The organism is Microbacterium timonense (assembly GCF_900292075.1).
Taxonomy (GTDB): Bacteria; Actinomycetota; Actinomycetes; order Actinomycetales; family Microbacteriaceae; genus Microbacterium; species Microbacterium timonense.
On record NZ_OLMV01000002.1, the window covers coordinates 74,286 to 95,198 of the forward strand.

Genomic DNA, 20,913 nt, shown 5'->3' on the forward strand with positions numbered 1-20,913 from the left:
TTCGGGCGCTCACGCGGGAACCGGGCATGACGAAGGCCCCGGATGCGCGGCATCCGGGGCCTCCCGCGGAAGCGGGACTACCTGCCGGTGGTGCGGGCGCGGCGTCGGGCCACCAGCAGCGCGGCGCCGAAGCCGAGCAGCAGGACCGCGAAGGCCGCGGCCGGAACCATGGTCGGCGCACCGGTGGACGCGAGGTCCGACGGTGTCTGACCGGTCCCGCCCGCCGCAGCCGGGATCGTCGGCGTCGGTGTGGGTGCCGGCCCCGGCGCCGCGAGGACACTGACCAGGACGGTCGCGCTGGCGCAGTTGTCGGGGTCGGCCTGCTCGCAGAGCTCATAGGCCAGCGTGTGGGTGCCGGCGGCCACCCCGGCCGGGAGCGTCAGTACGCCACTCTCATCCAGGGTCGCGCCCTGGATCCCGGCGGTGTCGGTGAGGGTGAGAGTGACCGCCGCAGGATCCACCGCGGCGCCGTCGATCGTGTCGTTAGCCAGCACGTTCCCCGCCACCCCACCGGCGGCGGGAACAGGCGTACCGGTGAAGTCGTCGTCCCCCGCCACCAGAACGGCTGGAGGTGCCGGGGCCACGGTGATCGCGAGATCGCGCGTGGCGGTCGAGGGGATGCCGCTGACGCTGCTGCTCGCCGCGACCGTGAACGCGTACGTGCCGGGCGTCGTGGGGATTCCACTGATCGTCCCGTTGGCATCGAGCGTCAGCCCGGGCGGCAAGGCGCCGTTCGTGACGCTGAGCGCCGGGATGGGGCGCCCGGTGGTGGCGACGCTCGTCGAGTACGCCGCGCCCTCGACGCCGTCGGGGATCGCGGTCGTCGTGATTCCGGGGAACGTGTCGAGCTCGATCTCCCAGACCGTGCCCGCGGACTGGATCCCGACGTACGCGGTGAGACCGTCCGGGGTGATCGCGATTCCGCCTGGCTCACTCCCCACGGCGATCGTCGAGACGACGGCCTCGGTGGCGGTGCTGATCACCGAGATGGTGTCGTTGGCAGGGTCCGATGTAACGCCGCGGTCGAGGACGTATGCGCGGGTGCCGTCAGGGGTGAAGGCGATCTGGTAGGGCGCTATGCCGACGGGCACCGTCGCCGTGACCGTGTTCGTGGACACGTCGATCACCGAGACCGTGTTCGACCCTGAGTTGCTCGCGTAGAGGCGGCTGCCGTCTGGGCTGAGCGCCACCGCCCACGTACCGAGGCCAGTTGTGATCGTCGAGATCACCGTGTTTGTGGCGAGGTCGATGACCGACACGCTGCCCTGCCCGGTCGACGCCCCGACGCCCGCGTTCGCGACGTATGCCCTGCTCCCGTCGGTCGTGATCGTCATCAACCGTGGGTGCACGCCCACCGCGATCGTGCCGAGGCTCGCGAGCGTCGACGCGTCGTACACGCGGACCAAGCCGGCATTATGGTCCGAGGTGTAGAGGCGCGAGCCGTCCGGCGTGACGCCGATGCCATAAACGGAGCTGCCCGCGGTGATCTGCTGCGGCGTCACGGTGTTCGTCTGAGTGTCGATGACCTTCAGCTGACCGGCGAGGTGTCCTGTGTACAGACGCGACTCGTCCGGGCTCAGCTGGAGGTCAATCAACCGGTTGCTTCCGGTGTCGATCGTCACCGTCTTCTGCTTGGAGGCGACATCGAAGACGGTGACATCTCCGCTGTCCAGGCCGGTCTGGCTGCCGAAGTAGATCTTCGAGCCGTCGGCCGTCATCGCCGCCGAGAACGGCCCTGTTCCGCCTGGGAAGGAGCCCGACACCGTGTCGGCGAGCGCCGTCCCGGGCGCGATCAACAAGGCCCCGGTCACCAGACTCGCTGTTATGACGCCGGCCATCGACCGACGTGTCTTCGTCCCCCGCATGCTCACCCTTCGCCGTGGCGATCCACTTCGCCCCACCGCGATTCGAGAGGGCGTCGATCACTTGTATCAGTCGGCCGGCGACGATCCCACTCGCATCACCCGCACCATCACCCGGTGACAGTGGGCGACGACCGCAGCGCATCGACAAGGTCGCCCGGGCATGACGAAGGCCCCGGATGCGGGGCATCCGGGGCCTTCGTGCGAAAGCGAGATTACTTGAGGGTAACCGTCGCGCCGGCCTCCTGAAGGGCGGCCTGAGCCTTCTCGGCGGTCTCCTTGTTGGCGCCCTCGAGGACGGCCTTGGGAGCACCGTCGACGACGGCCTTCGCCTCACCGAGGCCGAGCGAGGTGAGCTCGCGGACGACCTTGATGACCTGGATCTTCTTGTCGCCGGCGGCCTCGAGGATGACGTCGAACGAGTCCTTCTCCTCCTCGGCGGCGGCCTCGCCGGCACCACCGGCGGGGGCACCCGCAGCGGCGACCGCGACGGGGGCCGCAGCGGTGACGTCGAAGGTCTCCTCGAACGCCTTGACGAACTCGCTGAGCTCGATGAGCGTGAGCTCCTTGAACGCGTCGAGCAGCTCCTCAGTGCTGAGCTTTGCCATGATGATTCTCCTTGATTGGGGTTTTGCTTTGCCGGGCCGTTATCAGGCCGCGGACTCCTGCTTCTCGCGCAGTGCGTCGACCGTGCGAACGGCCTTCGACGGCAGTGCGTTGAAGACGTAGGCCGCCTTGGTCATCGAGGCCTTCATCGCGCCGGCGAGCTTCGCCAGCAGGACTTCACGGCTCTCGAGGTCGGCGAGCTTGTTGACCTCGTCCGCGCTCAGGGGGTTTCCGTCGAAGAAGCCGCCCTTGATCACGAGAAGAGGGTGTGCCTTGGCGAAGGCGCGCAGACCCTTCGCGACGGAGACCGGGTCACCGTGCACGAACGCGATGGCCGACGGACCCTTGAGGTCGTCGTCCAGCGACGTGATCCCCGCGTTGTTCGCGGCGATCTTGGTCAGCGTGTTCTTCACCACGGCGTACTCCGCGTCCTGACGGATGCTGTTGCGGAGCTCCTTGAGCTCGGCAACCGTCAGACCGCGGTACTCGGTCAGCAGAACGGCGGTCGAGTCCTCGAAATTCTTCGTGAGCTCGGCGACCGATGCTTCCTTCTGCGCCATGGCCACTCCTTGTGTGTACGAGACGCTCCGCGATGGCGGGGCGCCGGTCGAAGGCATCCGGTCATCCGATCTGTCACGGCAACAGAAAAGCTCCGGCGCAAGCGCACGGAGCTCTGGAGAGAAGTTCGTGACACCTGCGCGGGCCCCTGCGATGCAGTGCTTCGATCTCGATGCGCTTGCGCGCACGTCGATGACCGGCGGTCTTCGGCTTCCACCAGGGTACGCGATCTCCCCTGCCCGGCCAAATCGGCGCCGCCGCGGGACCCAGTGCACGCCTTGTTGCCGAACGCACGCCTTGCCCACGACGATCGGCCGTGCGCTCGGCGCGACGTCGTGCGTTCGAGGCGACGTCGTGCACTCGCGCGGCCCGTCACGTCGGGGGCCGGATGCCGAACGCCTCCAGCCGCGCCCCGAGCATGCGTGCGGTGTCGATGTGCTCGTCTGCCCATCTCGCGAATCCGCTCTGCGTCGTGCCGCGAACCCAGTCCTCCCGCATCTTCTCCTGCAGCAGCACCTCTTCCAGGCTGAGCCCTCGCCGCATCGCCTCGTCGACGTACTTGCCCTTCCCGTCGAACTCGCCGAACGTCCCGCACTCCCGAAACCGGAAGTCGAGGAAGTAGTCCCTGCCGTTCGGGCCGGCCACCGCCACCTGCAGCGCCGGGCGCTGGAACCCGAGTCGTGCGATCTGCAGCCTGCTCACGCTCTCGCCCGGCGACTCCGCACGACCGTCGGCGAACTCCCCGATCCGACGGGCGCGCTGGATGCCGCGGGCGCCGGCTGCGGCATCCGTTCGCGTCTGCCATGCTCGCCGCCACGACTCGAGCGCATCGAGATCCCACTCCCGCCCTCGAGCCGCCATGGCACGTTCGGCGGCGTCGAGGATGACGAGCGCCTGTTCGACCGGCAACGTCCGTGCGACGTCGAACGCGGTGCGTGACAGCGACGTGACCCGGATGCCGTCGCGGACGACCACGTCCTGCGCGGGAAGCGGAGCGATGTGGCGGAAGACATCGGGGCCGCTCGAGATGCGCCCGCCGGGCGTCGTGGTCATGTGCACCCGAGCCGGATGGAACCGGTACAGCGGAAGCCCCCAGAGCACCGCCGCGGACTCGTGCGAGATGATTCCCGACCCCGTGCTGTCGCGCGCGACAGCCAGAACGTGCGCGAGGTGCCGGGCCTCGGCCCAGAGCATGTCGTACTCCGGCCCCTCGATGAACCAGCCCCGGCGGACGGACCGGAGTCGGCCGCCGCGTATCGCGTCCCGGATGCCGCGGTCGGTCCACCCGTCGCGCAGCAGAGCGCGACGCGACCGCACGGCCATGCTCAACTCGGCGACGGACGCCAGGCGACGAGGCATGCGCAATTGTGCGATCCGCCACCACGCGCGGGGCGCCCCCTACCGCGCAGTTGTGGACCGCCGCGCGACACCCTCGCCTGTGGAGGAACCCCTGCGAGCGCCGGCGGAGGAGCTCGAGTGCACGACTTCTTCACGAGTGCACGGGTTATCGCCGTCGATACGTCGTTCGCTCGTGCATACGTCGTGCACTCGCGCGATGGTGCGGGCCCGGCGATGGCAGCCGCTGGCGGCGAGCGGTGGGTCGCTGGCGGCGGATGTCGCGGCGGCGGCGTACGGTGGATCCGTGACACCCGAGCTCGCCGCCCGCATCGTCGCGGACTCCCGCGACCGGGTGGCGTGGGTGCGCGCGCGATCCCGCGGCATCACGGCGACGGATGTCGCGACCCTGACCTCCGAGCGGGCGATCGGCCGCGCCGCCGACGCGAAGCTCATGGGATCCGGCTTCTCGGGCAACGCATACACCGCGCACGGGCGGGCCCGCGAGCCCGAGATCGCCGCCTGGGTCGCGGCGACCCACGGCATCCAGCCCTCGTCGGCGTTGTTCCACGCCGTCGTCGAGAAGCGTCATCTCGCGACCCCCGACGGCATCGCGGTGGACGGCGCCGGCCGCGTCATGCTGGCCGAGATCAAGACGACGAACAAGGCATGGCGCAGCATCCCGCGCTCGTACCTGCGTCAGGTGTGGTGGCAGCAGCACGTGCTCGGTGCCGAGCGCACCCTCGTCGCGTGGGAGCAGCACGACGGGTTCGTGCCGGTCGACGACGAGCCGCGCTGCGCGTGGGTCGACCGCGACGAGGCCGAGATCGCGAAACTCGTCCGGCTGGCGACCGCGCTCATCGACGAGCTGTACCTGCGCACGATGCGCTCACGCCAGCAGCCGGGACGGATGCCGCAGCCCGCCTCCGCGCCGCGTGAGCCGTTCCGCGCGCTCGCGCTGGCTGACTGAGGCTCCGGCTTCCTTCCCACGCGCCTGCCACAGGCGTCCACGACGCCTCAGCGCAGCGTCGTGACGCGCTTGTTCCCCGCATCCCAGACGCGCAGGCCCACGGCGGCACCGTCCACCGCTCGCAGCTCCAGCACCGAGAGAGCGTGCGCCAACCCGTCGGCGTCCAACCGACGCGCGAGAGTCACGTGCGGCGACCAGCGGTCGGGCATCGTGTTGCCGTAACGCGGACCGGCCGCTCCGGCGGCGAACGCGACCGCGCGATGCAGGTCGAGGAGCTTCCGCGTCATGACGACGGCGCGCGCGAGCACGAACCGCCCCTCCCTGCCGAAGACGAGGGTCCCGCCGAGTTCGAGCGGCACCGGCAGGAGTGCGGAGATCGGCGCGAGAGCCGCAGGGTCCAGCGCCTCGCGCACGGCGAGCGTCACGTGAGGCCGATTGCTCTCGCCCTCGTGGCGCCCGGCGCTGGGGAGGCCGGCCTCGATCAGCCGGCCCCACTCCGCCCGCACTGCTGCGTCGGTGGCGGCATCCGGAATCAGTTCCACGCTGAACACGCGCTCATCCTCTCGCGCGTTCCGCACATCGGCGTTCCGCACCTTCACCACGACTGATAGTTGACCAACGTCAACGATCGGCGTATAGTTGATTCACATCAACAGTTGACGTTCGTCAACGACTCTTGCGCCGCCGTCGCCGCACCACTCCCACCCTCGTTCGAAGGACTCCTATGGCCACGTCCACCCCCGCGACCGGGTCGGTCGCCACCGCAGAAGAGAAGCGCCGGCATCGCCATGTGCTGCAGGCGCTCACCGGTCTGCTGCTCGGCATGTTCGTGTCGATGCTCGCCTCGACCGTCGTCTCCACCTCGCTCCCCGTCATCGTCCACGACCTGGGCGGCGATCAGGCCGCCTTCACATGGGTGGTCACGGCGACCCTCCTCACCACCGCCATCTCCACGCCCATCTGGGGCAAGCTGGCCGACCTCTTCAACCGCAAGGTGCTGATCCAGCTCGCCATCGCGATCTTCGTGCTGTCGACCGCCGCGGCGGGCTTCTCGCAGGACCCGGGAATGCTCATCGCGTTCCGCGCGGTGCAGGGTGTCGGCGCCGGCGGTCTGGCCGCGCTCAGCCAGGTCATCATGGCCGACATCATCAGCCCGCGCGAGCGCGGCCGGTACATGGGCCTGTTCGGCGCGGTGATGGCCGTCGCGACGGTCGGCGGGCCACTCCTGGGCGGGTTCATCACCGACACGCTCGACTGGCGCTGGAACTTCTTCATCGCGCTGCCGTTCGCGGTGGCCGCCCTCATCATCCAGCAGCGGACCCTGCACCTTCCCCCGCGTCCGAAGACGAAGGCGCGGATCGACTACTTCGGCATCGTCCTGCTGTCGACGGCGGTCTCGCTGCTGCTGATCTGGGTGACCAACGCCGGCAAGGACTACGACTGGTGGAGCACCGAGACCGTCCTCATGGTCGGTGGGGCGCTGCTGGCGGCCGTGCTGTTCGTGATCGTCGAGCTGCGCTCGAAGGAGCCGCTCGTGCCGCTCACCATGTTCCGCAACCTCACCTTCACTCTCGCGGTCGTCGCGTCGATCTCGATCGGCATCGCGATGTTCGGCACGTCGGTGTTCCTCAGCCAGTACATGCAGCTGGCGCGGGGCGCGACCCCCACCGAGGCCGGCCTCATGACCATCCCGATGATCGCGGGTCTTCTCCTCGCGTCGATCGTGATCGGCGGACTGGTCACCCGCCACGGACACTGGAAGCCGTACCTCATCGTGGGTGGCGTGCTGCTCATCGCCGGCTCGTTCCTGCTCTCGACGATCCACTACGACACGAACTTCTTCCTGGTGTCCGTGTACATGTTCCTGCTGGGCGCGGGCGTCGGCATGACGATGCAGAACCTCGTGCTCATCGTGCAGAACACGGCCAAGCCGACCGAGATCGGCGTCGCGAGCTCCGGCGTTACGTTCTTCCGGAGCCTCGGCGGCACGATCGGCGTCTCGGTCATGGGCGCGGCGCTGGCGACGTCGGCGACGAACCTCTTCACCGAGCGGAAGGATGACATCACGGCCGCGCTGATGAAGCTCGGCGAGAAGGGCGCCGCGATCGGGCAGCAGCTGCAGTCCGGGACCATCCCGCAGGTCTCCGCACTGCCGGAGGGAATCCGCGTCATCGTCGAGGACATCTACGCGCAGGCCATCGCGCACTCGTTCCTCATCGCGGTCCCACTCGCTGTTCTGAGCCTCGTCGCGATCATCTTCCTGCCGAACAAGCCGCTCACACGCATGACCACGAGCGAGCGCGTCAACGCGATCGAGGCCGACCTGGCGACGGTGTCGACCGCCGAGGGCATGGAGAGCCTGAGCGCGACCGGCACCATCCAGACGCAGGATGCCGCGGCATCCGGCCCGTCCTCCGCCCAGGCAGCGGCCTCCCGGCCGGCGGGCGACGAGGCCGCGGGCGACCGGGCGTCCACCTCGCGGCGATAATGTCGAACACGATGATCTCCGACGACACCCGAGCGGCGCGCACCGAGGCGGTGCGCGCCCTCGAGGCGGAGTTCGGCGAGCTGATCAATCAGTTCCGCCGGATCATCACAGAGAACGCCAATCGCGTGAGCCCCGGCATGCTTCCGGGGGCCTACAAGGTCTTCACGACGATCGTGCGCCGGGAGGGCATCACGCTGTCGGGTCTGGCCGAGATGCTCACCGCCGACAAGGGGCAGATCAGCCGCACCGTGCGGGAGCTGGAGCAGCTCGGCCTCGTGCAGCGCACCCCGGACCCCGACGACGGCCGGTCCAGCCTGCTCTCCCCCACGCCGTTCGGGCTGGAGCGGCTGGCCGAAGCCCGCGCGCCGCAGGAGAGCCTCCTGGTCGATGCGCTGCAAGAGTGGCCGGTCGACGACATCCGCAACCTCACCCGCCTGTTGCATGCGCTCAGCGCCGGGGAGCGCCCCAAAGCCTGAGTGGCGCGCCGCTGGCGCAGTCGCGGTCGCGGTCGCGCGGTCGCACGGCGCCGAAGAAGGGGGCTCACCGATCGGTGAGCCCCCTTCGTCGTCGTCAGCGCTGGCTCGAGAAGGCGGCGTCGAAGGCCGCCGACGAGGGCTCGTAGCTCGACAGGCGACGCACGAACTCGAGCGCCTCCGGTGCGCCGACGAGGCGGTCCATTCCGGCGTCCTCCCACTCGACCGAGAGCGGGCCGTCATAGCCGATGGCGTTGAGCATGCGGAACGCGTCCTCCCACGGCACATCGCCGTGGCCGGTCGAGATGAAGTCCCAGCCCCGCCGCGGGTCGGCCCACGGCAGGTGCGACGAGAGTCGCCCGCTGCGGCCGTTCAACCGCTTCTTCGTGTCTTTGCAGTGCACGTGGTAAATGCGGTCCTGGAAGTCCCACAGGAACCCGACCGGGTCGAGGTCCTGCCACACCATGTGCGACGGATCCCAGTTCAGGCCGAACGCCTCGCGGTGTCCGATCGCCTCGAGGGTTCGCTTGGTCGTCCAGTAGTCGTAGGCGATCTCGGACGGGTGCACCTCGTGGGCGAAGCGCACGCCGACCTCGTCGAACACGTCGAGGATGGGGTGGAAGCGGGTCGCGAAGTCCTCATAGCCCGCCTCGATGAACGAGTCGGATGCCGGCGGGAACATGGCGACGGCCTTCCAGATGGAGGATCCGGTGAAGCCCGTCACCGTCTTCACGCCGAGTCGTGCCGCCATGCGCGCGGTGTGCTTGAGCTCCTCGGCCGCACGCTGACGCACGCCCTCCGGGTCGCCGTCGCCCCACACGCGGTCGTTGAGCATCTCTCGGTGCCGCTGATCGATGGGGTCGTCGCACACCGCCTGACCCGCGAGGTGGTTGGAGATGGTGAACACCTTCAGGCCGTTGCGCTCCAGGATCTCCAGGCGCCCCTGCACGTAAGCGTCGTCGTCCCAGCGGGCGACATCGAGGTGGTCGCCCCACGAGGCGATCTCGAGGCCGTCGTAGCCCCACTCGCCGGCAAGGCGCGCCACCTCCTCGAACGGCAGATCAGCCCATTGGCCCGTGAACAGAGTGACCGGTCGCGTCATCGCGTGAACCTTTCGTCGTCGGATGCCGGCGTTCAGCCGGCGATGGGGGTCCAGATGCTGCCGGCGGCCGAGCTGCGCTCCACGCCGTCGAGCACCCGTTGTACATGAAGACCGTCGCGGAACGACGGGCGCGGGTCCGAGCCGTCGGCGATCGCCGCGACGAAGTCGCGCACCTGATGCGAGAACCCGTGCTCGTAGCCGAGCATATGACCCGTCGGCCACCAGGGCGCGAGGTACGGGTGGTCGTGCTCGGTGACGAGGATGCGACGGAAGCCCTGCTCGAGGTCCGGCTGCGTGGCGTCGTAGAATTCGAGCTCGTTCAGCCGCTCGAGGTCGAAAGCGAGGGCTCCCTCCGAGCCCGAGATCTCGATGCGCAGCGCATTCTTGCGGCCGGTGCGGAACCGCGTCGCCTCGAACGACGCCAGCACCCCCGACTCCAGCCGCCCGGTGAACAGCGCGACATCGTCGACCGTGACCTCGCCCCGCTCGTTCGCGGCGGTGCCCGACAGACCGACGCCTTCGCCGAGCAGCGGACGCTCACGGACGAGAGTCTCGATGACCCCCGACACGGAGGTGAGTCGCTGCCCGGTGATGAACTCGGCGAGGTCGACCGCGTGGGCGCCGATGTCGCCGAGGGCGCCCGAACCGGCGTGCTCCTTCTTCAGACGCCATGTCAGCGGCGCGTCGGCGTCCCGCAGCCAGTCCTGCAGATACTCGGCGCGAACCTGCCTGATCTGCCCGATCCGCCCTGCGGCCACCAGGTCCCGCGCGAAAGTGGCAGCGGGAACCCGGCGGTACGTGAAGCCCACCATCGAGCGGACGCCGCGGGCCGCTGCCGCGCCGGCGGCGGCATCCATCGCCTCCGCCTCGGCGACGGTGTTCGCCAGCGGCTTCTCGCACAGCACGTGCTTGCCCGCCTCGAGCGCTGCGATCGCGATCTCGGCGTGCGTGTCTCCGGGGGTCACGACGTCGACGACGTCGATGTCATCGCGGGCGATCACCTCGCGCCAGTCGCTCGCGCTCTCTCCCCAGCCCCACTTGCGGGCGGAGGCCTCGACGCCGGCGGTGTCGCGGCCGACGACGACGGCCATCTCCGGCTGCCGGGGAAGATCGAAGAATCGTGGGGCGACGCGCCACCCCTGGGAATGTGCCGCGCCCATGAATCCGTGGCCGATCATGGCGACGCGAAGCGTGTCGGTCAACGCGCTGGTCCTCTCTCTCGGAGGTGAAAAGGTCGGGGCGCCCGCCTCGGACGGACGCCCCGACCCCTCATCGGTTTACTCGAACGACAGGTCGATGTACTGGTCGACGTTCTCCTTGGTCACCACCGGCGCGTCCAGCACGATCCGGTTCGGGATGCCGGGGGTCACGATGTCACCCAGCGTCTTGCCCTGCGCGATGAGCCGCGCCAGCGCCACGCCGTCCGCCGCCTGCGTCGACGGGTAGATGATCGTCGCCTTGAGCACCGAGTCGTCGGCCTGGATGGCCTCCATCGCGCTGCGGCTGCCCGCACCGCCCACCATGAAGAACTCGTCGCGACCGGCGGAATCGATGGCCGCGAGCACGCCGATGCCCTGGTCATCGTCGTGGTTCCAGATGGCGTCGATCTTCGGGTTGGCCGCGAGCAGCTGCGAGGCTGCCGCCTCACCGCCTGCCACCGTGAAGTCGGCGGCCACGCGGGCCGACACCTCCAGGCCGCAGTCCTCCAGCGCGTCGGCGAAGCCCTGCGAGCGGTCCTGCGTCAGCGGGAGCGAGTCGATGCCGGCGATCTCGGCCACGACGGCGTCGGACTGTCCGTCGAGCTGCTCGCAGATGTAGGTGCCGGCGCTGACGCCCATCCCGTAGTTGTCGCCCAGCACGGTGGCTCGCGCGGCGAACGGGCTGGAGAACTCGCGGTCGACGTTGATGACGGGGATGCCCGCCTCCATCGCCGCGATCGCCGCCTCGGTGAGCGCGGCGCCGTCGGAAGGCAGCAGCACGATCGCGTCGACGCCGTCGTTGACGAAGGTCTCGACCGCCGCGATCTGCGCGATGGGGTCGTTCGTGCCCTCCGCCACGCGCAGTTCGACGTCATCGAAGCTGTCGGCCGCGGCCTGCGCCCCGGAGTTGATGGCGCCGAGCCAGCCGTGGTCGGCGGCGGGGCCGGAGAAGCCGATGACGACGGTGTCGCCGCTCTCGGCGTTCTCCTCCGTCGTGGTGCCCTGGTCGACGACGTCGCCCTCGTCGGCGCCGGAGCCGGTGCAGCCGGCGAGAAGTCCGATGGCCGCGACGACTGCGGTGCCGGTGAGCACGAGTCGCGTACGCGCCTTCAGGTGTGAGCGCATGTTTCCTCCTTGAATGTGATGCAGCTGTGACAGCGCGCTGTCTCGGACAGGAATGACGTGCCCGCACTCGAGGAGTCCACGCTGACCGGGCCCACGCTAGCAGAACCGACGAGGCGATGTGCAACTTTTGTTTTTGTTGCGACAGAAGTCAATTGCCGTGAGATCCGCGTTATTCTGCCGGTCCGGGCGCTTCGCGCCTTCGTTGCAGTGCCGTGTCGTCGTGAGATGGGCCTCGGCAAGGCTGCACGGGTCGTGTTATGTTCATCGCGTGATCAAAGTTGACCATCCGCGGGCATTACTCGATGTCCGGGGCGTGACGAAGACGTTCGCGGGCGTGCAGGCGCTGCGCGGCGTGGACCTCGAGGTCCTCCCCGGCGAGGTTCATTGCATCCTCGGCCAGAACGGTGCCGGAAAGTCCACGCTCATCAAGACGCTCGCCGGCGTGCATCGGCCCGACGAGGGCGTGATCTCGTGGCAGGGCGAGCCGGTCGAGATCCCGACGCCGCAAGCGGCGATCGAGCTGGGCATCGCCACGATGTACCAGGAGCTGGACGTCGTGGACGGCCTGACGATCGCCGAGAACATCTTCCTCGGCCACGAGCTCTCGCGCGGCGGCTTCAGCAGGCGTTCCGAGGCTGCCAAGCAGACCCGTGAGCTGCTGCGCCGTCTGGGGCACCCGGGGCTCTCCCCCCACACCGAGGTCGGCAGCCTGAGTGCGGCGAACAAGCAGATCGTGAGCATGGCGCGCGCCCTCTCCCATGACGTCAAGCTGATCATCATGGACGAGCCCTCGGCCGTGCTCGACACCGAGGAGGTGGGCAACCTCTTCCACGTCGTGAAGGAGCTCACCTCGGCCGGCATCGCGGTCGTCTACATCACCCACCGCCTCGAAGAGATCCGGCAGATCGGCGACCGCATCACCATCCTGAAGGACGGCCGCACCACAGCGGTCGGGCTCCCCGTCGCCGGCACACCGACCTCCGAGCTCATCCGGCTCATGACCGGGCGAGAGATCGCCAACGTGTTCCCTCCGGCGGTCCCCGTGCCCGCCGACGCTCCGACCGTGCTCGAGGTGGAGGGCCTGGGGGTCGCCGGCCTGTTCGAGGACGTCTCGTTCTCCGTGCGTGCGGGCGAGATCGTCGGTCTGGCCGGACTCGTCGGCTCGGGCCGCTCCGAGATCCTCGAGACGGTGTACGGCGCCCGCCGCGCCACCTCGGGATCGGTGTCGGTCAGCGGCAAGCCTCTTCCGCGGGGATCAGTCGTCAAGGCCGTCGCCGCCGGCATCGGGCTCTCCCCCGAGGAGCGCAAGAGCCAGGGGCTCGTCCTCGACGAGCCGGTCTACTTCAACGTCACGCTCGCATCCTTGAAGCGATTCGCGAAGGCGGGCTTCCTCGACGAGCGCGGCGCGCGGGCGGCCGCTCGCGCGCAGATCGAGTCGCTCGAACTGCGGCCGGCCGACCCCGATCGCCCGACGATCACACTGTCGGGCGGCAATCAGCAGAAGATCCTGCTGGCACGGTGGCTCGTCCACGGCACCCGCGTGCTGCTGCTCGACGAGCCCACGCGCGGCGTCGACGTCGGTGCGCGCGCAGAGATCTATGCCCTCATCCGTGAGCTGGCCGCTGCCGGCAACGCGATCGTCGTCGTCTCGAGCGAGATCGAGGAAGTCTTGGGGCTCGCCGACACCGTCCTCGTCATCGCAGAAGGACGAGTGCTCGAGACGCTACCCGCCGCCCAGATCGACGAGCACGGTGTGCTCGACCTCGTCATGAAAGGAACCGCCGCGTGAGCGAGCAGACCACACAGGGGACCGCCGGCGTTCCCACTGCCTCCGAGGCACCACCGCCCGCCGGCTCGCCGGACGCGCAACCGACCGGCATCCGGCGCGTCCTCTCGGGGTCCGTCGGGCGCAACCTCGGCCTCGTTGTCGCACTGCTCCTTCTGGTCATCGTCGGTGCCGTGACGGCTCCGGACACCTTCCTGAGCGTGAGCAACACCCTCACGATCCTGCGTCAGGCGTCGATCCTCGGCGTGGTCGCGGTGGGCATGACCCTCGTGATCACCGCGGGCGGCATCGACCTGTCCGTCGGCTCGGTACTCGGCCTCGCGTCGGTCGTCGCGACGATCGCGGCGGTCCAGGACCTCGCCGATCAGCTCCACTGGAGCGTCATGATCCTGATGGCGCTGCTCGTGGGCGTGGTGGCAGGTCTCATCAACGGCATCGTCATCGCCTACGGCAAGGTGGTCGCCTTCATGGCGACGCTCGCGATGCTGATCGCCGCGCGCGGACTGGCCGAGGTGCTGGCCGAGCGACGCACCCTGCAGGTGCACGACCGTGATTTCATCGAGTTCCTGAACCTCGACATCATCGGTGTCGACATCCTCATCTGGATCTTCGTGGTCGTCGCCGTGGTCGGTTGGGTCGTGCTCAACCGCACCACGTTCGGTCGTCGCACCGTCGCGATCGGCGGCAACCGCGAGGCCGCGCGCCTTGCCGGCATCAACGTGAAGCGGCACACGATGTGGCTCTACGCCATCTCGGGACTGTGCGCGGGCATCGCAGCCGTCATGTACCTCGGTCGCACGACGGCCGGCACGTCGACGCACGGCACGCTCCTCGAACTCGACGCGATCGCTGCGGTCGTCGTCGGCGGAACGCTTCTCGTCGGTGGTCGCGGAACGATCACCGGTACCGTCTTCGGCGTCCTCATCTTCACCACGCTCACGAACGTGTTCGTGCAGAACAACCTCAACTCGTCGATCCAGGCCGTCGTGAAGGGCGTCATCATCGTGGTGGCGGTGCTGCTGCAGCAGCGGTTCGCCAAGCCGACGGGCCGCGCAGGGACGTGAGCGGATGCCGCGGCACGGCCGTCGCCCGGTGCGGCGCCGGGCCGCGGCATCTGTCCCCCTGCCCTGTCGCCGCCGGGTCTGCGGCCCGCCGATACCCTGAGATGTGACCATGAACGGCGAATCGACGATCAACCCGACCGGCGTCAACGAGCTGTTCCAGCTGCTGCGCGACGGCGTGCCGAGAACGCGTGCCGAGCTCGCGAAGGCGACGGGCCTCGCCCGCTCCACGGTTGCCGCTCGCGTCGATCAGCTGATGCGCATGGGGCTGATCAGCCCCGTCGCCGAGGCGGTCTCGACAGGCGGACGCCCACCGTCGCTGTTCGCGCTCAACCCGGCCGCGAAGGTCGTCATCGCCGCCGACGTGGGCGCCTCCCATGCCACGGTGGCCGTCACAGACCTGAACGGCACGGTGCTGGCGGATCAGTCCGAGCCGCTCGACATCGCGCTGGGACCCGAGCCCGTGCTGAACTGGCTGGTCGAAGGCGCGACGGCGCTGCTCGCGCGCGTGGGCCGCGACCGGTCGCAGGTGGCCGCGATCGGCATCGGGGTGCCGGGGCCCGTCGAGCACTCGACGGGGTTGCCGGTCAATCCTCCGATCATGCCGGGGTGGGACCGCTTCGACATTCCCGGCTGGCTCAACCAGCACCTCGACGTGCCGGTGCTCGTCGACAACGACGTGAACATCATGGCCCTGGGCGAACGAGCGGTCGCCTGGCCGGGCGTCGAGCATCTCATGTTCGTCAAGATCGCGACCGGCATCGGAGCCGGACTGATCTCCGGCGGCACGCTGCTGCGCGGCGCGCAAGGCGTCGCGGGCGACATCGGACACGTCCAGGTGGCACGCGCGGCCGACGTGGCGTGCCGCTGCGGCAACCGCGGCTGCCTCGAGGCGATCGCGTCCGGACCGGCGATCGCCCGCACGCTGCGCGATCAGGGGGTCGATGCGCGGACCGGCTCCGACGTCGTCGACCTCGTCAAGCGCGGCAACATCGAGGCGATCCAGGCCGTGCGACAGGCCGGCCGTGACATCGGCGAGGTGCTCACGACGTGCGTGAGCCTCGTGAACCCCTCGGTCATCACGATCGGCGGTTCCATGGCACGCGTGGGCGAGCACCTCATCGCGGGCGTACGCGAGACCGTCTACACGCGCTCGATCCCGCTGGCCACCGAGCACCTGTCGATCGTGCAGTCGGCAGCGGCGGAACGCGCCGCCGTCATCGGAGCGAGCATGCTGGCGGTGGAGCACGTGCTGTCGCCGGAAGCCCTGGCCGTCGGATTCCGCTGAGCCGGCGCATCCTGGCAGCCGGGTGCGTCAGCGGTAGCACCGACGTAACACGCGCGAGACGAACTCGCGGTTGACTGGTGCCACGGGAGTCCGGTGCCGACGACGGCACCCCCGCGGAAGGAGTGAGCGATGAGGATCCGGCCGCTGCGTTCGACACCCGAAACCCCGCTGAGCCCCGTGAGCGCGCCGCCTGAGGCGATGCGCGCGGCCATCATCGAAGCGTGTGGCGAGGCCGATGCGCTCCGCGAGGCATCCATCCCGGTGCCTTCCCCCGTCTTGAGCGAACTGCTGGTCCGCGTCGTCGCGGCCGGCGTCAATCCCATCGACGCCAAGACGCGCGCCGGCGCCGGAGTGTCGGCCGCCATCGCGCAGTACCCGTCCGCGCTGGGGTTCGATTTCAGCGGGATCGTCGTGAAGAGCCCGTACGAGTCGCACCCCTTCCCGCCCGGCACCGCGGTGTTCGGAATGGCGGCCTTCCCGCGCACCGGCGGCTCCTACGCCGAGTACGTCGTGGCGCCGTCGCTGTCGGTCGCGCGCAAACCCGCGGCGCTGTCGCACGTGGAGGCCGCAGGCGTGCCGCTGGCGGCCCTCACCGCGTGGGGGCTCGTCGTCGAGACCGCCCACGCACACGAGGGGCAGCGGATGCTGATCCACGCCGGCAGCGGTGGCGTCGGCCATTTCGCCGTGCAATTCGCCGCGTACTTCGGCGCGCACGTGACCGCCACCGCCTCGGGCCGCAACGCCGGGTGGCTCCGCGAACTCGGCGCGTCGGTCGTCATCGACTACACGACCACCAGGTTCGAGGAGGTCGTCGGGGAGGTCGACGTCGTGATCGACCTCGTCGGCAACGTGCGGGCCGAGACGGGCACCCGCTCACTGGAAGTGCTGCGACCGGGCGGTCTGTACGTGCTCGTGCCGACGGGCGGCTGGCCGGGCTACGCCGTCGCGGCAGCCCAGGCGGGAGTGCGCGCGACGTCGTACAAGGTGATCCCTGACGGCAGCGCGCTCGCGACGGTCGCCCGGCTGCTGGACTCCGGTGCCGTGCAGGTGTACATCGATCAGGTGTTCGAGCTGTCCGATGCGGCCGCCGCGCACCGGGCCATCGAGGCCGGACACACCCGCGGCAAGATCGTGCTCCGCGTCAGCGACGACTGAGACCGCCGATCCGGAGAGGTCAGCGCTCCGGAGCGAGCACCCGACGACCCTCGGCGATGATCTCGTCCGCGATCGCATCCAGGAGCGGCGAACGCAGGTTCCACTGCTGCCAGTACAGCGCGACGTCGGCAGCGGGCCCGCCGAGCAGCACGAGGTCGCCGCGCTCGAGCGCATCGTCGGACTGGAATCGCGGCAGCATCGCCCACCCGAGTCCTCGGCGAACCGCGGTGGCGAAGTCGTTCGACGCCGGCACATAATGCCGCGGCGGACGCGTGGGGTCCACGCCCTGCGCTGCCAGCCACTCGTTCTGCAGGTCGTCGCGGCGATCGAAGTCCACGAGCGGCGCCTCGGCCAGCGCTGCCTTGCGATCCCCGCCCAGCCACCGCTCGGCATACGCCGGCGTGGCGACCGCCTCGTAGCGCATCGCCCCCAGCGGCGAGGAGCGGCATCCCGCGACGGGTGCGGCACGTGAGGTCACCGCGCCCATCACGGTTCCGGACTCGAGAAGCCCAGCCGTGAAGTCCTGGTCGTCCCGGTGGAGGTCGAAGACGACCGGATGCCGCCCCGCAAGGCGCGCCAGGGGCTCCAGGAACCACGTGGCCAGGGAGTCGGCGTTGACAGCCAGCGGCACGCTCGTCACCACCGCCTCCGTCGCATCGGCGCCGAGCTCGGCGAGCGCATCGTGCTCGAGCAGCGCCATCTGTCGGGCCAGGCGGATCACCGACGCGCCCGCCTCCGTCGGCCGCACCGGCTTGGAGCGCACGAGCACCAGGCGGCCCAGTTGCTCCTCCAGTGCCTTGAGGCGCTGACTGACCGCGGAGGGGGTGATGTGCAGCCGGCGGGCGGCGGCATCCATCGTGCCTTCGTCCACGACGACGGCGAGGGTCTCTGCCAGCTCGAACGGAATCCGCATCTTCAGTCGCGCTAATGCTACTGAAGAACCGTGAGCTGGACTGTCCATCGTGCTGCTTCTAGCGTCGAAGGGTGCTCACGCCCCTGCTCGCCGGACTCGGTCTCGGCTTCTCCCTCATCGTGGCGATCGGCGCGCAGAACCTCTTCGTGCTGCGACAGGGGCTGCGTCGCGAGCATGTCCCCGTCGTGGCTGCGATCTGCGCGGCTTCGGACGCCGTCCTGATCGTGCTCGGGGTCTCGGGCGTCGGGCTGCTGCTGCAGGCGGTGCCGTGGCTCGTCGACGTGGTGCGATGGGCGGGCGCGGTGTTCCTCGTCTGCTACGGGCTGCTCGCGGCGAAACGAGCGTGGCGTCCCACCGGGGCCGCTCTGCGGGCTGACGAGACTGCCGGCACGCCCTCACCGGCGGATGCTTCCCCGCCCGGTGCTGCAGCCGGCGTACGCACGGCGGCCGCACGCGCGACCGGCACCAGGCTCTGGCCGGTCGTGCTCACCTGTCTGGCGCTGACGTGGCTGAATCCTCACGTGTACCTCGACACGGTGTTCCTGCTCGGAACAGTGGCGAACACGCACGGCGGCGGACGCTGGCTCTTCGCCGCCGGCGCCGTGATGGCGAGTGTGGTGTGGTTCTTCGGGCTCGCCTTCGGAGCACGGTTCCTCGGCCGCTGGCTGTCGACGCCTCGGGCGTGGCGCATCCTGGACGCCGTCATCGCTGTCGTGATGATCGTGCTCGGGGTGTCGCTGGTCCTCCCCTAGGCCGCGCCGATCGAGCAGGCGAGCGCCCCGCGGGGTGTTCCGCACCCCGCGCATCGCGGCAAGATGGCGGCATGAGACGGGTGCACGTGACGGTCACCGGCGAGGTGCAGGGCGTCGGCTACCGGTACACGATGCGCATCGTCGCACGCGAGGCCGGAGTCGCCGGATGGGTGCGCAATCGCCGTGACGGGTCGGTGGAAGCGGAGATCGAGGGAAGCGCTACCCAGGTCGACGAGGTGCTGGCCTGGATGGCGGAGGGGCCTCCCGGGGCGCGCGTCGAATCCGCCGCCGTCGCAGAGATCACGGCTAGGGGCGAGCCGGGCTTCGACGTGCTTCCCACCCGGTGAGCCGAGTCAGGCCGGCACGCCCGCTGCGAGCTCGGCGAAGACGTCCGTCGCGTCTTCTCGCGTGGCCAGCCCCGCGGCCTGTCCCGCCCACAGCGACACCAGGTCGCCGTCGCCCCGCCGACCGGCCTCGGCGCGGAACTGCCCGGTCAGCCAGTTCTGCGCGGGGAACGGCGCGATGACCCCCGCAGTCTCGATGGTGCGCATGGCGCGGTTCGGGATGCCGCGGGCCAGGCGCCCGCTCATGGCTCTGGTCAGGACGGTGCTGGTGTCGCTCGCGCCCGCGATGGCGTTGCGGTGCACGTCGGTGGCTGCCGACTGCCGAGTGCGCAGGAACGCCGACCCGACCTGCACGCCGGAGGCTCCCAGCGCGAACGCGGCGGCCACGCCCCGGCGGTCGGCGATGCCTCCGGCCGCGATCACCGGCACGCCGACCGCGTCGACCACCTGCGGGACGAGCGCGAACGTGCCGACCAGCGATTCCTCGGCGGGCCGAAGGAACGACACCCGGTGACCGCCGGCCTCGGAGCCCGTCGCGACGACGGCATCGACACCGGCGGCGTCCAGCGCGACCGCCTCCGCCACGCTCGTCGCGGTGCCGATGACCCGGATGCCTCGGCTGTGCGCCGCCGCGATCAGTCGCTCCGACGGCACGCCGAAGACCACGCTGAGCACGGCGGGCTCGGCATCCAGCACCGCGGTCAGCTGCGCGTCGGTGTCGGGCATGAACTCGGTCGGCGGCGCGGGCCGCTGCAGTCCGAGTTCGTCGAAGAGCGGCGCCACCGCATCGATGGCGGGGGCGAGATCGACGTCGCCCGGCGTCACCTCGTCACCCGTGCGCAGCCAGACATTGACCGCGAACGGCCGCGATGTCGCCGACCGCAGTGCGGCGACGGTGTCGCTGATGCGATCGGCGGAGTAGCCGTACAAGCCGTACGAGCCGAGGCCGCCGGCTTCGCTCACCGTCGCCGTCAGTTCCACCGACGAGAGCCCGCCGAAGGGGCCCAGCACGATCGGGGCATCGATTCCGAACAATTCCTGCAGCGTGGCGGTCATGGCTCCGACGCTACCCCCGGCCCCGCGGACCGGCCCGCAGGTTACAGACCGGTCACGACCGTGAACGACGAAGGGGCCCCACCCGAAGGTGGAGCCCCTTGCGTTCGAACTGTCCGCGGAGCGACCTGCCGGTCGCGGAGCGCGTCAGACGAGGGTGTTGACGTCCAGCGGGATGCCGGGGCCGAACGTGGTCGACACGGCGCCCTTCTGGATGTAGCGGCCCTTCGAGCTGGAGGGCTTCAGGCGGACGATCTCCTCGAGCGCGGCCTTGAGGTTCTCGTCGAGCTGCTCGGCCGAGAACGAGGCCTTGCCGACGACGAAGTGCACGTTGGCGTGCTTGTCGACACGGAACTCGATCTTTCCGCCCTTGATCTCCTCCACGGCCTTGGCCGGGTTGGGGGTCACGGTGCCGGTCTTGGGGTTCGGCATGAGGCCGCGGGGGCCGAGCACCTTACCCAGGCGACCGACCTGGCCCATGAGTTCGGGCGTCGCGACGGCCGCGTCGAACGCGGTCCAGCCGCCGGCGACCTTCTCGATGAGCTCGGCGCCGCCGACCTCGTCGGCGCCTGCGGCGATGGCGGCCTCAGCGGCCGGGCCCGTCGCGAAGACGATGACGCGGGCGGTCTTACCGGTGCCGTGGGGCAGGATCACGGTGCCACGCACCATCTGGTCCGCCTTGCGCGGGTCGACCGAGAGCTTGAGCGCGACCTCGACGGTCGAGTCGAACTTCGCCGAGCCGGTCTCCTTCGCCAGGGCGACGGCCTCGGCGGGGGTGTAGAACTTGTCCGCCTCGATCTTGGCGGCAGCGGCCTGGAAGGCCTTGGACTTGGTAGCCATGGT

The 20,913-nt window shown here is 69.8% G+C and carries 20 protein-coding genes; 9 read left to right on the top strand and 11 right to left on the bottom strand.

The features are described 5' to 3' along the window. Window positions 1–77 precede the first annotated feature (77 nt). From C9992_RS06165 to C9992_RS06180, 4 genes are all read right to left on the bottom strand, one after another. Window positions 78–1,838 (bottom strand): YncE family protein, encoded by a 1,761-nt coding sequence (locus C9992_RS06165; protein WP_160150834.1) that lies wholly within the window; start codon window positions 1,836–1,838, stop codon window positions 78–80. A gap of 239 nt (window positions 1,839–2,077) precedes the next feature. Beyond that, window positions 2,078–2,470: a 50S ribosomal protein L7/L12 gene (gene rplL / locus C9992_RS06170; protein ID WP_106814738.1), complete on the bottom strand. Its 393-nt coding sequence runs from the start codon at window positions 2,468–2,470 to the stop codon at window positions 2,078–2,080. A 42-nt stretch (window positions 2,471–2,512) separates the two neighbouring features. Beyond that, window positions 2,513–3,028 carry a 50S ribosomal protein L10 gene (gene rplJ, locus C9992_RS06175; RefSeq protein WP_106814739.1) on the bottom strand — a complete coding sequence of 172 codons (516 nt, stop codon included), beginning with the start codon at window positions 3,026–3,028 and terminating at the stop codon, window positions 2,513–2,515. Window positions 3,029–3,398: 370 nt separating this feature from the next. Next, window positions 3,399–4,385, bottom strand: a complete 987-nt coding sequence (locus C9992_RS06180) for a hypothetical protein (protein ID WP_106814740.1) — start codon at window positions 4,383–4,385, stop codon at window positions 3,399–3,401. Between the two features lie 283 nt (window positions 4,386–4,668). Between C9992_RS06180 and C9992_RS06185 the strand changes: the two genes are divergently transcribed. Continuing rightward, window positions 4,669–5,331, top strand: coding sequence for a YqaJ viral recombinase family protein (locus C9992_RS06185; protein ID WP_106815283.1), 663 nt, complete (start codon window positions 4,669–4,671; stop codon window positions 5,329–5,331). 47 nt (window positions 5,332–5,378) lie between these two features. Here the strand turns inward: C9992_RS06185 and C9992_RS06190 are convergent, their stop codons facing one another. Continuing rightward, window positions 5,379–5,882 carry a 2'-5' RNA ligase family protein gene (locus tag C9992_RS06190; protein ID WP_106815284.1) on the bottom strand — a complete coding sequence of 168 codons (504 nt, stop codon included), beginning with the start codon at window positions 5,880–5,882 and terminating at the stop codon, window positions 5,379–5,381. A 173-nt stretch (window positions 5,883–6,055) separates the two neighbouring features. Between C9992_RS06190 and C9992_RS06195 the strand changes: the two genes are divergently transcribed. Together C9992_RS06195 and C9992_RS06200 are read left to right on the top strand one after the other, a co-directional pair. Next, window positions 6,056–7,819, top strand: a complete 1,764-nt coding sequence (locus C9992_RS06195) for an MDR family MFS transporter (RefSeq protein ID WP_106814741.1) — start codon at window positions 6,056–6,058, stop codon at window positions 7,817–7,819. Between the two features lie 11 nt (window positions 7,820–7,830). After that, window positions 7,831–8,295 (top strand): MarR family winged helix-turn-helix transcriptional regulator, encoded by a 465-nt coding sequence (locus tag C9992_RS06200; protein WP_235008064.1) that lies wholly within the window; start codon window positions 7,831–7,833, stop codon window positions 8,293–8,295. A gap of 94 nt (window positions 8,296–8,389) precedes the next feature. Here the strand turns inward: C9992_RS06200 and C9992_RS06205 are convergent, their stop codons facing one another. From C9992_RS06205 to C9992_RS06215, 3 genes are all read right to left on the bottom strand, one after another. After that, window positions 8,390–9,394, bottom strand: a complete 1,005-nt coding sequence (locus tag C9992_RS06205) for a sugar phosphate isomerase/epimerase family protein (RefSeq protein ID WP_106814743.1) — start codon at window positions 9,392–9,394, stop codon at window positions 8,390–8,392. A gap of 32 nt (window positions 9,395–9,426) precedes the next feature. Next, on the bottom strand, window positions 9,427–10,572 hold the full coding sequence (locus C9992_RS06210) for a Gfo/Idh/MocA family protein (protein ID WP_106815285.1): 1,146 nt from the start codon (window positions 10,570–10,572) through the stop codon (window positions 9,427–9,429). 99 nt (window positions 10,573–10,671) lie between these two features. Further along, window positions 10,672–11,718 (bottom strand): substrate-binding domain-containing protein, encoded by a 1,047-nt coding sequence (locus C9992_RS06215; RefSeq protein ID WP_106814744.1) that lies wholly within the window; start codon window positions 11,716–11,718, stop codon window positions 10,672–10,674. A gap of 313 nt (window positions 11,719–12,031) precedes the next feature. Here C9992_RS06215 and C9992_RS06220 point away from each other — a divergent pair, with 313 nt between their 5' ends. From C9992_RS06220 to C9992_RS06235, 4 genes are all read left to right on the top strand, one after another. Continuing rightward, window positions 12,032–13,507 (top strand): sugar ABC transporter ATP-binding protein, encoded by a 1,476-nt coding sequence (locus C9992_RS06220; RefSeq protein ID WP_106814745.1) that lies wholly within the window; start codon window positions 12,032–12,034, stop codon window positions 13,505–13,507. After that, window positions 13,504–14,568, top strand: coding sequence for an ABC transporter permease (locus C9992_RS06225; RefSeq protein ID WP_106814746.1), 1,065 nt, complete (start codon window positions 13,504–13,506; stop codon window positions 14,566–14,568). The genes C9992_RS06220 and C9992_RS06225 overlap by 4 nt, the downstream gene beginning before the upstream one ends. A 109-nt stretch (window positions 14,569–14,677) precedes the next feature. Further along, on the top strand, window positions 14,678–15,853 hold the full coding sequence (locus C9992_RS06230) for an ROK family transcriptional regulator (RefSeq protein WP_106815286.1): 1,176 nt from the start codon (window positions 14,678–14,680) through the stop codon (window positions 15,851–15,853). A gap of 129 nt (window positions 15,854–15,982) precedes the next feature. Then, window positions 15,983–17,008, top strand: a complete 1,026-nt coding sequence (locus tag C9992_RS06235; RefSeq protein WP_106814747.1) for an NADP-dependent oxidoreductase — start codon at window positions 15,983–15,985, stop codon at window positions 17,006–17,008. A 19-nt stretch (window positions 17,009–17,027) separates the two neighbouring features. Here C9992_RS06235 and C9992_RS06240 read toward each other — a convergent pair whose 3' ends face one another. Then, window positions 17,028–17,921, bottom strand: a complete 894-nt coding sequence (locus tag C9992_RS06240) for a LysR family transcriptional regulator ArgP (protein ID WP_106814748.1) — start codon at window positions 17,919–17,921, stop codon at window positions 17,028–17,030. 71 nt (window positions 17,922–17,992) lie between these two features. Between C9992_RS06240 and C9992_RS06245 the strand changes: the two genes are divergently transcribed. Both C9992_RS06245 and C9992_RS06250 read left to right on the top strand, forming a co-directional pair. After that, the gene (locus C9992_RS06245; RefSeq protein ID WP_106814749.1) at window positions 17,993–18,673 is read left to right on the top strand and encodes a LysE/ArgO family amino acid transporter; all 681 of its coding nucleotides are present in this window, start codon (window positions 17,993–17,995) and stop codon (window positions 18,671–18,673) included. Between the two features lie 71 nt (window positions 18,674–18,744). Further along, entirely contained in the window at window positions 18,745–19,020 is a 276-nt protein-coding gene (locus tag C9992_RS06250; RefSeq protein WP_106814750.1) for an acylphosphatase, read from the top strand. Between the two features lie 6 nt (window positions 19,021–19,026). Here C9992_RS06250 and C9992_RS06255 read toward each other — a convergent pair whose 3' ends face one another. Then, window positions 19,027–20,073 carry an NAD(P)H-dependent flavin oxidoreductase gene (locus tag C9992_RS06255; RefSeq protein ID WP_106814751.1) on the bottom strand — a complete coding sequence of 349 codons (1,047 nt, stop codon included), beginning with the start codon at window positions 20,071–20,073 and terminating at the stop codon, window positions 19,027–19,029. Window positions 20,074–20,217: 144 nt separating this feature from the next. Further along, entirely contained in the window at window positions 20,218–20,910 is a 693-nt protein-coding gene (gene rplA / locus C9992_RS06260) for a 50S ribosomal protein L1 (protein ID WP_106814752.1), read from the bottom strand. Between the last annotated feature and the right edge of the window lie 3 nt (window positions 20,911–20,913).